The sequence below is a fragment of the Olsenella phocaeensis genome, from assembly GCF_900120385.1.
Classification (GTDB): Bacteria; Actinomycetota; Coriobacteriia; order Coriobacteriales; family Atopobiaceae; genus Olsenella_I; species Olsenella_I phocaeensis.
Map to the genome: position 1 here is coordinate 366,077 of NZ_LT635494.1, position 9,536 is coordinate 375,612.

The 9,536-nt window shown below is 69.5% G+C and carries 10 protein-coding genes and 1 pseudogene; 4 read left to right on the top strand and 7 right to left on the bottom strand.

Features of this window, described 5'->3' with window-relative positions:
• Together BQ7388_RS12815 and BQ7388_RS01705 are read left to right on the top strand one after the other, a co-directional pair.
• Nucleotides 1-194 (top strand): hypothetical protein (locus tag BQ7388_RS12815; RefSeq protein ID WP_234946760.1); only part of this gene is annotated, 194 nt, incomplete at its 5' end.
• Nucleotides 187-591 (top strand): GIY-YIG nuclease family protein, encoded by a 405-nt coding sequence (locus tag BQ7388_RS01705; RefSeq protein WP_083558182.1) that lies wholly within the window; start codon nucleotides 187-189, stop codon nucleotides 589-591. The genes BQ7388_RS12815 and BQ7388_RS01705, both read left to right, overlap by 8 nt.
• 9 nt (nucleotides 592-600) lie before the next feature.
• Here the strand turns inward: BQ7388_RS01705 and BQ7388_RS12820 are convergent, their stop codons facing one another.
• From BQ7388_RS12820 to BQ7388_RS01720, 3 genes and pseudogenes are all read right to left on the bottom strand, one after another.
• A complete protein-coding gene (locus BQ7388_RS12820; protein ID WP_072499635.1) occupies nucleotides 601-1,446 on the bottom strand; it encodes a PASTA domain-containing protein in 846 nt (281 codons plus the stop codon).
• Nucleotides 1,447-1,711: 265 nt separating this feature from the next.
• A pseudogene (locus BQ7388_RS01715) lies at nucleotides 1,712-2,731 on the bottom strand (PASTA domain-containing protein); the annotation flags it as partial.
• Between the two features lie 32 nt (nucleotides 2,732-2,763).
• The gene (locus BQ7388_RS01720) at nucleotides 2,764-4,080 is read right to left on the bottom strand and encodes a M20/M25/M40 family metallo-hydrolase (RefSeq protein ID WP_072499637.1); all 1,317 of its coding nucleotides are present in this window, start codon (nucleotides 4,078-4,080) and stop codon (nucleotides 2,764-2,766) included.
• Nucleotides 4,081-4,500: 420 nt separating this feature from the next.
• Between BQ7388_RS01720 and BQ7388_RS01725 the strand changes: the two genes are divergently transcribed.
• Nucleotides 4,501-5,523, top strand: a complete 1,023-nt coding sequence (locus BQ7388_RS01725; RefSeq protein WP_072499638.1) for an SPFH domain-containing protein — start codon at nucleotides 4,501-4,503, stop codon at nucleotides 5,521-5,523.
• Between the two features lie 14 nt (nucleotides 5,524-5,537).
• On the top strand, nucleotides 5,538-5,750 hold the full coding sequence (locus BQ7388_RS01730; RefSeq protein WP_009279561.1) for a type II toxin-antitoxin system antitoxin: 213 nt from the start codon (nucleotides 5,538-5,540) through the stop codon (nucleotides 5,748-5,750).
• 135 nt (nucleotides 5,751-5,885) lie between these two features.
• Here the strand turns inward: BQ7388_RS01730 and BQ7388_RS01735 are convergent, their stop codons facing one another.
• The 4 genes from BQ7388_RS01735 to BQ7388_RS12825 form a co-directional block, all read right to left on the bottom strand.
• Nucleotides 5,886-6,452 carry a TetR/AcrR family transcriptional regulator gene (locus BQ7388_RS01735; RefSeq protein WP_072499639.1) on the bottom strand — a complete coding sequence of 189 codons (567 nt, stop codon included), beginning with the start codon at nucleotides 6,450-6,452 and terminating at the stop codon, nucleotides 5,886-5,888.
• A 27-nt stretch (nucleotides 6,453-6,479) separates the two neighbouring features.
• Nucleotides 6,480-6,989, bottom strand: coding sequence for an HsmA family protein (locus BQ7388_RS01740; protein WP_072499640.1), 510 nt, complete (start codon nucleotides 6,987-6,989; stop codon nucleotides 6,480-6,482).
• Nucleotides 6,990-7,133: 144 nt separating this feature from the next.
• On the bottom strand, nucleotides 7,134-8,624 hold the full coding sequence (gene glpK / locus BQ7388_RS01745) for a glycerol kinase GlpK (protein ID WP_072499641.1): 1,491 nt from the start codon (nucleotides 8,622-8,624) through the stop codon (nucleotides 7,134-7,136).
• Nucleotides 8,621-9,346, bottom strand: a complete 726-nt coding sequence (locus BQ7388_RS12825) for an HsmA family protein (protein ID WP_234946761.1) — start codon at nucleotides 9,344-9,346, stop codon at nucleotides 8,621-8,623. The genes glpK and BQ7388_RS12825 overlap by 4 nt, the downstream gene beginning before the upstream one ends.
• Between the last annotated feature and the right edge of the window lie 190 nt (nucleotides 9,347-9,536).

A 9,536-nucleotide genomic window follows, 5' to 3' on the forward strand; every position in this document is an offset into this window, starting at 1 on the left:
CCTGGGAGCACGGCGGGGGCGCACCGGCGCGCCCGGGCGGATGGCACTGGTCCCTGGAGTGCGCCGGCGCGGGCATGGGGGCGAGCGGCTTTGGCCACGACGGCGCTCCCGAGGGGCTGCGCGACGTGGTCGAGGCCCTTGCGGGAATGGGACTTCCCCTTATCTGGGACGACGAGGGCCCGCACCTTGCCTGAGGCTGAGCCGTCCGCCGGGCAAAAGGGACGGCCCGTCTCGGGCGAATCGGCCCCAAAGCCAAGGACCTACTACGTTTACGTGCTGGAATGCGAGGATGGCTCGCTCTACTCCGGCATCACCACGGACGTGGTGCGGCGCCTGCGCGAACATCTTTCCCAGAGGTCTCCTGGGGCCCGCTACACGCAGCGACATCGGCCCGTCGGCCTGCGGGGGCTCTGGGCCTGCGAGGGCCGATCGCCGGCCTGCAGGTTGGAGTGGCGCCTGCACCATTCGAGCCGCTCCCAGAAGCTGGAGCTGCTCGCTGCCCCGGAGCTTGCGGGAGGGGAGTGGGAGCCCGTTGGCAAGGAGGAGCGGCTTGTCCTGTGGGAGGAGGCTGTGGTCCCGACAGGCGCCTAGCCCCGCGGCCTAGTTGGCCGTGTCGGCCTTGGGCTGTGCCTCGTGGATGGTGACCGTGCTGCCCACGGCTACGACGCTGTCCGTGGAGGGCTCGACGGCGGCGACGGTGCCGTTGACGAAGTCGACGGTGAGGACCGCCTCGCCCTTGGCCACCTCGAGGCCCATACCGCGAAGGAGCACGGTGGCCTTTGCCACGGTCATGCCCCTGAGGTCCGGGATCGAGACGCTGCTCTGCTCGTTGTCGTCTGCGAAGTCGCTGGTGTCGCCCGCGTCGGGGTTGGGGCCGTCCGACACGACGAGGTCCACCTTGGTGCCCATGACCTCCATGGCCCCTGCCTCGGGCCCCTGGCTGATCACCTTTCCCGCGGCGACGGTGTCCGAGTAGGCGAAGGTGACGTCGTCCTTCACGAAGAACTTGGTCTGCGCGAGCGCCGTGACGGCGTCGTCCAGCGAGAGCCCGACCAGGTCGGGAACGGCCTGTGTCACCTCGGGGGACTTGCCCACCTTGAGCGTCACGTCCCCGCCGCTGGGAAGCGCGCTGCCGGCCGTGGGTTCCGTTGCCAGCACGCGGCCCGCGTCCTCCGAGCTCTGGGTGACCTGCTCGCTCACCTCGACGTCGTAGCCCTGCGACTCGAGCTCCGCCTGGGCAGACGCGGCATCAAGGCCCGCGACGTTGGGTACCTCGGGGTCGGAAAAGAGCCCGAAGCAGCTGGTGAGGATAAGGCTGGACCCCAGGATGGCGACCAGGACCGCGATGATGCCGGCGACGAGCAGGTGGGGGAACCCTCGGTCTCCCGGCAGCGTCCCCGTGCCCTCGTCGACGGCCCAGCCCTGCTCGATCTTGGGGGCCCTCACGTCCGCCGCCTTCACCGCTCCCGTCGCGTCCGGCCCTAGGGCGCTGCCGTCGTCGATGGCGTCCTCCTCCTNCGGTGCCGTTGACGAAGTCGACGGTGAGGACCGCCTCGCCCTTGGCCACCTCGAGGCCCATACCGCGAAGGAGCACGGTGGCCTTTGCCACGGTCATGCCCCTGAGGTCCGGGATCGAGACGCTGCTCTGCTCGTTGTCGTCTGCGAAGTCGCTGGTGTCGCCCGCGTCGGGGTTGGGGCCGTCCGACACGACGAGGTCCACCTTGGTGCCCATGACCTCCATGGCCCCTGCCTCGGGCCCCTGGCTGATCACCTTTCCCGCGGCGACGGTGTCCGAGTAGGCGAAGGTGACGTCGTCCTTCACGAAGAACTTGGTCTGCGCGAGCGCCGTGACGGCGTCGTCCAGCGAGAGCCCGACCAGGTCGGGAACGGCCTGTGTCACCTCGGGGGACTTGCCCACCTTGAGCGTCACGTCCCCGCCGCTGGGAAGCGCGCTGCCGGCCGTGGGTTCCGTTGCCAGCACGCGGCCCGCGTCCTCCGAGCTCTGGGTGACCTGCTCGCTCACCTCGACGTCGTAGCCCTGCGACTCGAGCTCCGCCTGGGCAGACGCGGCATCAAGGCCCGCGACGTTGGGTACCTCGGGGTCGGAAAAGAGCCCGAAGCAGCTGGTGAGGATAAGGCTGGACCCCAGGATGGCGACCAGGACCGCGATGATGCCGGCGACGAGCAGGTGGGGGAACCCTCGGTCTCCCGGCAGCGTCCCCGTGCCCTCGTCGACGGCCCAGCCCTGCTCGATCTTGGGGGCCCTCACGTCCGCCGCCTTCACCGCTCCCGTCGCGTCCGGCCCTAGGGCGCTGCCGTCGTCGATGGCGTCCTCCTCCTTGGGGGTGGGCGCGGCCTCGATGGTGGGGAGCTGCTCGTCCAGCGCCTGGGAGGGCGTTGCGTTCCCTAGTGCCGCGGCGGAGGTGGCGCCAGGCTCCAGGCGCTCGTCCTCGGAGAGCGTGCCGACGCCATCGGGCGACGCCGCACTCGCGGGCTCCAGCGCCGCATCGACGTGCTCGATGCGTGCGTGCTCGGCTGCCGAGTGCTCGGGGAGCACGACCTCTTCTTGCCCGTTGGGCCAGGGACAGCTCACCGTCATGTGGCGCGGGGCGTTGCCCTCGCCCGTCAGGCTGGGCTCGTCCTCGACCCTTGGCATGCGGTCGCTGTCGTCGGTCACGCTGGTTCCTCTCGCCTTCCTGCAGGGCCGGGGGCACGGCACCCCAAAAAGCATTGGATTATCTTACGCCAGTGACCTGTGACTTGTCACTTTTCGCTGCCGTGGGAGGTGATTCTGGGGGCTTGGGGGCAATTTAGCTTGTGAATGAGGTCGTCTTGGGGCATTGCCGCGTCGGGCAGCTCGAGCATCAGCGCGAGGGCCAGGACGAGCCCGTCCTCCAGGCTCCCGGGGTCCACCCACTCGTCCCTGGTGTGGAGGAGGCCGCCACGCACCGTCCCCACCGTGAGGGCGGGAATCCCCAGGCTGAGGGGGATGTTGGCATCCGTGGAGGCGGGGGAGGGGTCGGGCTCCTCTCCCGTGATGGAACGGATCGCCTCCCAGGCGAGCCTCGTGACGCGCTCCTGCGTCTCGGGGCGGGTGTCCGCGTTCCCGGGCCTCATACCGATGCACTCGAGCGAGGCGCGCACGCCTTTCTCGCCTGCGTTGGCGACGACCTCTTGCAGCCGCTTGCGCATCGCTGCGAGGTTTGCCGCGGACTCGCTGCGGTATTCGAAGAGGCAGCTCGCCTGGGACGCGATGGCGTTGACCGTGCTCCCGCCCTCGATGCGTCCCACGTTGATGGTGGCCCGGGCGCCCGTGGTCGGGTCCTGCGGCAGCGTGCTGGCATAGAGCTCGCCGACGACGCGGCAGAGGTGCGCGATGGCGTTGGGGCGGCCGAAGTCGTGGTAGGAGTGCCCGCCTTGGGTCCTGACCTCGATCCTCCAGCGCTCGGAGCCCACGGCCACGCCTATGCATTGGGGCAGGTACAGGTCGAGCGAGACGAACGCTCGCACGGTAGTGCCGCAGGCCTCCAGCCAGCGGAAGACGGCCTTGGTCCCGTCGAGGTTGCCCAAGCCCTCCTCGCAGCTGTTGGCTACGACGAGGAGGTCTGCCCGTGCGGTAGCCGCAGCGAGCTCTTGTGGGTGTTCCAACAGGCAGCTCGTCGCCATGAGCAGCGCCACGAGGTTCGCCGTGTCGTCGCCTATGCCCGGCGCGAGCAGCCGCCCTCCCTCCTCGCGCACCTCGAAGGGCTCGACGTCGTCGAAGACGACGTCGGTGTGGGCACAGAAGAGGACGAGGTCACGGTAGGGGGACGGCGTTCCGGGGCTGGTCTGGGGCCTGGACGGCGCGGCGTGGTCGCTCTCGCCCGAGGGACGTCTGAGGAGGCAGAGGACGTTCTTCTGCCCGTCCACCCAGACCTCGTTTGCGCCCTGCCGTCTGAGCCACTCCGCCACGAAGGCCGCCCGGCGCTCCTCGTGGCGGGTCGGGGCGGGGATGCCGGCGAGCGTGCGGAGCAGCTCGAGCTCCTGGTCGTGGTGGTCCCGCGCGTAGGCCCGGAGCCTTTGCAGCAGTGCTTCGTCCATCCTGGCCTCCCTGGTCCGTGGCTGGTTCCATGATGTCACAGGGGGGGGGTCGCGAGCGCGCGAGGCGTGGGGGGTAGGTGCGTGGGGCGCGGGGGTAGGTGCGTGGGGCGCGGGGGCAGGCGCGCGGGGTTCGGTTGCGCGAGTCAATGGGCGTTTTGGAGTGCGTCGTGGGGTTCTTGGCGCGCAGACGAGGAATGGCCTGCGCACGAAATCGCACTGACCTGGCCTTTTGTCGGCACGGCGCGCAGACCGGGAGTGACCTGCGCACGATTTTGGAGCGTTTCTCTCCTTCTCTCCTATGGTACGTTGACAAGACCTCAAAGTGATATCACTATGACCTCAGCCTCTCCGTGCGGGGAGGGACACGAGGGCAGCGCCTCCACGGGGGAGGTCGGCCCCTCGCGCAGAAGGGAACGAGACATGAGCGTAGAGAAGAAGGCCCACGCGGCGTCTGGCTGGGCGATGCTCCTGGTGGTCGTCGTCCTGTACCTGGCGAGCGTCTACATGGTCGTGCGAGGCATCATGAACGTCAGCCTCTACGACGACCTGGGGCTCGTCGCCCCCGTGACTGCCTGGGTGGCCATTCCGCTGGGCTTCGTCATGCTGGCGGTGGCAATAATCCTGAGCTGCGGCTTCTTCACCCTGCAGCCGGGACAGGCACGCATCTGCGTCCTCTTTGGCAAGTACGTGGGCACGGTGCGTGACGAGGGGCTGCGTTGGGCCAACCCCTTCTACTCCCGCAACCTGGGCAGCTCCAACGCCTCGCCCTCGGTGGACATAGCCGCCTCCCTCACGGGCATCTCGAGCGCCAGCGCGGGCTCTCCGTCCCACGTGCACGGTGCCAAGATCTCCACTCGCGCGCGCACGCTCAACGGCGACCGCCTCAAGGTCAACGACAAGATGGGCAACCCCATAGAGATTGCGACCGTGGTGGTGTGGCGCGTGGCCGACACGGCGAAGGCTGTCTTCGACGTGGATGACTACGAGAGCTTCGTCTGCATGCAGACCGAGACCGCGCTGCGCCACGTTGCCAGCATCTATGCCTACGACCACATGGAGGACGAGGACGAGAGCGCGAGCTCCATCACCCTGCGCTCCAACATCGAGGAGGTCTCGGAGAGCCTCAAGGCGGAGCTCGAGCGCAAGCTGGCCGTCGCGGGCGTCGCCGTGGACGACGCGCGCCTGACGCACCTGGCCTACGCGCCCGAGATCGCCCAGGCGATGCTCCGCCGCCAGCAGGCCGACGCCGTCATCGCCGCACGCAAGAAGATCGTCGAGGGTGCCGTGAGCATGGTGGACATGGCGCTCGCGCAGCTCTCGGACGGCGGGATCGTGGAGTTCGACGACGACCGCAAGGCCGTCATGGCATCCAACCTCATGGTGGTGCTCTGCGGTGAGTCCGAGGCGCAGCCCGTGCTCAACACCGGCAGCCTGTACCAGTAGGGCGGTGCGTCGCGTTGGCGAGGAAGCAGTACCCCCTGCGCATCGACCCCGAGCTCTGGTCCGCCGTCCAGAGGTGGGCGGCGGACGAGATGCGCAGCTCTAACGCGCAGGTCGAGTGGATCGTGCGGGACGCGCTGCGCCGGGCGGGGAGGCTGCCCGGGAGGGGCGGAGGGGACGTGGCTCCCCCTTCCGGGGGAGAGGAACAGCTCCCTAGGTCGCGGGACTAGGCGGCGAAGCTTGGCGTCGTCGTGCAGAACTCGCCCGAGATGGCACCAATCTGTCAACTCGGGCGAGTTCTGCACGACGGATGCCCGTGCTACCTCTCCCTCCGTGATTCCGCCCCCCGCTCGCGGCCCGAGGCGCTAGCCGCCGCCATAGAGGGCGCGCTCCATCAGGGCGAAGAGGGTCTGGCAGTCCGAGCGCCGCCTGAGGGCGTCGAACATCGCGTCAAGGGTAAGCCTGCAGATGCGTTCGGGCTCCAGCTGGCCCCGGAGTACCTCTCGCCTGACGGAGGGGTCCGACTCCAGGACGTGCGCCAGGCCCTCCAGCATGTGCGAGAGGAGGGCGTCCATGCGCTCCCGTCCCGCCTCGCGCCCCCCGGGGCCCAGGGCGTGGAGCTGGGCGAGCCAGTTGGAGCCCAGGGGAGAGAGGCGCTCGTCCAGGCCCGCAAAGAGCCGGCGGCAGTAGTCGAGGTAGGGCTCCTGGCTTCGGGCCTGGCAGAAGTCCGCGAAGAAGGCGTCCCTGAAGAGCGCCTCCGCCGTGGCCGCGACCAGCTCGTCGCGCGAGGGGTAGTAGTTGTAGACCGAACCGACGGAGATCTGGCAGGCACGCGCCACACCGCGGATGCTGATCGCGTCGAGGCCGTGGTTCCGCGCCAGGCCGCAGGCCGCGTCGAGTATCTGCTCCTGGCTCGTGCGTCTCCTGGGCATCCTTGCCTCCTGGTCCTGTCGGGGTGTCTATGCCTGGCGTCGCGTGCCGCCGGCGTCCTCGTGCGTCGTGGGTTCCTGACGCAGGCGCAGCACGAGGGCGATCGCGGCGACGATGGCGACGGAGGCGACGCCGGCCTTCGTGCCCGTCATGCCCAGTGCGGGGATGCCCATGAGCAGCCCCACAAGGTAGGGGACGAGCCACGCGAGCCAGACGGCGACGGAGTAGCGGCTGAAGCCCTGGCGGGCCCGCTCGCTCCCGCGCCAGACGACGAGGCTGGCCCAGACGGCATGGGCGAGCATGAGCGCGATGGCGACGGCGCCCGTCACGGCATGGACGCCCAGGCCCGAGATGCCGTTGGTGCGGGCGTAGCTGCCCATGAGGGCGGTTCCCGTGCTGTCGCAGGCAAGTCCCGCCCAGAAGAGCGCGAGCTGCGCCTTGCCCAGGTAGTGGTGCCTGCGCTCCCCAAAGACGCCTGCCGTGTAGAGGACGAGCGCCGCCGTGATGGCGACGGACGCGAATGCGATGGTGCTGCCCATGTCTGCTCCCCGAGCCGTGGGCGCGGTTCCCCAAGGGCCGCGCGCCGCCGTGTGTGAACACCGTTCACTATAGACAGCCGGTGGTGAATCGAGCCGTGCGTTGTTCACTGTGGAGAGGGGATGGTCCACGCCGCTGCCGGTGCCTCACATGGCCCGGCCCACGGCCCGTGCCCAGCCCGCGAGCAGCCGCTCTGCCTCGGGACGCCCCATCCGGGGCTCGAAGCAGTCATCGTCGCCGCGCAGGCCGCGCAGCTCGTCCGTGCCCGACCAGAAGCCGCTCGTGAGGCCGGCGAGGTAGGCGGCCCCCAGCGAGGTGGTCTCTATGTTCTGGGGCCTCCTCACGCGCATGCCCAGGACGTCCGCCTGGAACTGCGCCAGGAAGTCGTTCCTGGAGGCACCGCCGTCCACGTTGAGCGCGCAGAGGACGCGTCCGGCGTCCGCCTCCATGGCCCTCACCAGGTCGGTCGTCTGGTAGGCTAGGGCCTCGAGGGCGGCACGGGCGATGTGGGCGGGCGTCGTCCCGCGGGTGAGGCCGCAGATGAGGCCGCGCGCCTCGGGTCTCCAGTAGGGGGCGCCAAGCCCCGTGAAGGCGGGCACGATGTAGACCCCGCCGTTGTCCGGGACGCTGCGGGCCAGGTACTCGGTCTCCTCCGCGCTGCGGATGAGCCCCAGCTCGTCCCTGAGCCACTGGATGAGCGCCCCTGCGACGAAGACGCTGCCCTCGAGCGCGTACTGCGTGCGCTCGGTGCCGGGGGCTGCCGCGGCGATGGTCGTGACCAGGTTGTTCTTGGACCGAGCCGCGACGTCGCCGGTGTTCATGAGCAGGAAGCAGCCAGTGCCGTAGGTGTTCTTCGCCTCTCCCGCCTCGAAGCAGCACTGGCCGAAGAGGGCGCTCTGCTGGTCTCCCGCCACGCCGCAGATGGGGATGCCCGCGGGCACGCCGGGGTAGCTCGTCTCGCCGAAGAGGCTGGCCGAGCGCCTGACCTCGGGGAGCATGCAGGCGGGGACGTCGAAGAGGGCGAGCAGCCCCTCGTCCCAGCGGCCCTCGTGGATGTCGTAGAGCAGGGTGCGGCTGGCGTTGGTCTCGTCCGTGGCGTGCACCATGCCGCCGGTGAGCACCCACACGAGCCAGCTGTCTATCGTGCCGAAGAGGAGCTCGCCCGCCTCGGCGCGCTCGCGTGCGCCGGGCGCGTTGTCGAGCAGCCAGCGTAGCTTGCTGGCGGAGAAGTAGGCGTCGGGCAGGAGGCCCGTCTTGCCCTGCACCATCCGGCGGACCTCGTCCGTGCCGCAGAGCTCCTGCACCATGTCCGCCGTGCGGCGGCACTGCCACACGATGGCATTGGCTATGGGCTCTCCGGTGCTGGTGTCCCAGACCATGGTGGTCTCGCGCTGGTTGTCTATGCCGATGGCCGCCACGTTGCGCTCGCTCAGCCCGTGGCGGCTCACCAGCTCGGTGAGCGATCCCAGCTGCGAGAGGAGTATCTCTTGCGGGTTGTGCTCGACCCAGCCGGGCTGGGGATATATCTGCTGGTAGCTGCGCTGCACGCAGTCGACCATGCGACCCTCGCGGTCGACGAGCACGGCGCGCGACGAGGTGGTGCCCTGGTCCAGGGCTATGACGTAGTCCTTGCTCATCTCTCTTCTCCCAAGTGCTCGTCGAACCAGCGGGTAACGTCGTCGAAGACGAGCTCGCGCGCGTCTTCCTTCAAGATCTCGTGGCNGGCCCGCTCGCTCCCGCGCCAGACGACGAGGCTGGCCCAGACGGCATGGGCGAGCATGAGCGCGATGGCGACGGCGCCCGTCACGGCATGGACGCCCAGGCCCGAGATGCCGTTGGTGCGGGCGTAGCTGCCCATGAGGGCGGTTCCCGTGCTGTCGCAGGCAAGTCCCGCCCAGAAGAGCGCGAGCTGCGCCTTGCCCAGGTAGTGGTGCCTGCGCTCCCCAAAGACGCCTGCCGTGTAGAGGACGAGCGCCGCCGTGATGGCGACGGACGCGAATGCGATGGTGCTGCCCATGTCTGCTCCCCGAGCCGTGGGCGCGGTTCCCCAAGGGCCGCGCGCCGCCGTGTGTGAACACCGTNGCGAGGGAAGGACGCCCCACTTGGTTGCGGGAGCGCTGAGGCCGTGGCCGATCTGGTCGTGCCCGCAGACGGCGTAGCCCCGCCGCACGAGGTGGCGGGCGAACTCGTCGTAGCGCCCGACGTGCTCCGCCATGCCGTGGATCAGCTGGACCACGGCGCGGGGCTCCTCTCCCACGCCCCTCCAGACGTAGCCGTGAATGCGGGAGACCTCGTCCGCGGAGTCGAACCCGACCTCTTGGCGCTCGACGCGCAGTGACGGCGACGCCTCTTGCTCCATGGGTCCCTCCCTTCCGTCACAGACGTCCTGTGCGTCAGATTGTATGCAGGTCAGAAGGGGGTCTGCGGGGCGCTTCCGTGAGGAGCTCCTATGCTTCGATGGGCGCGGGATGATTGGATAATATATGCGTTCAGAGGCGTTTTTGCGCCGTTCGCGGGAGGGGGCCGGGTGGGTGCGGCCGGGGCGGGCC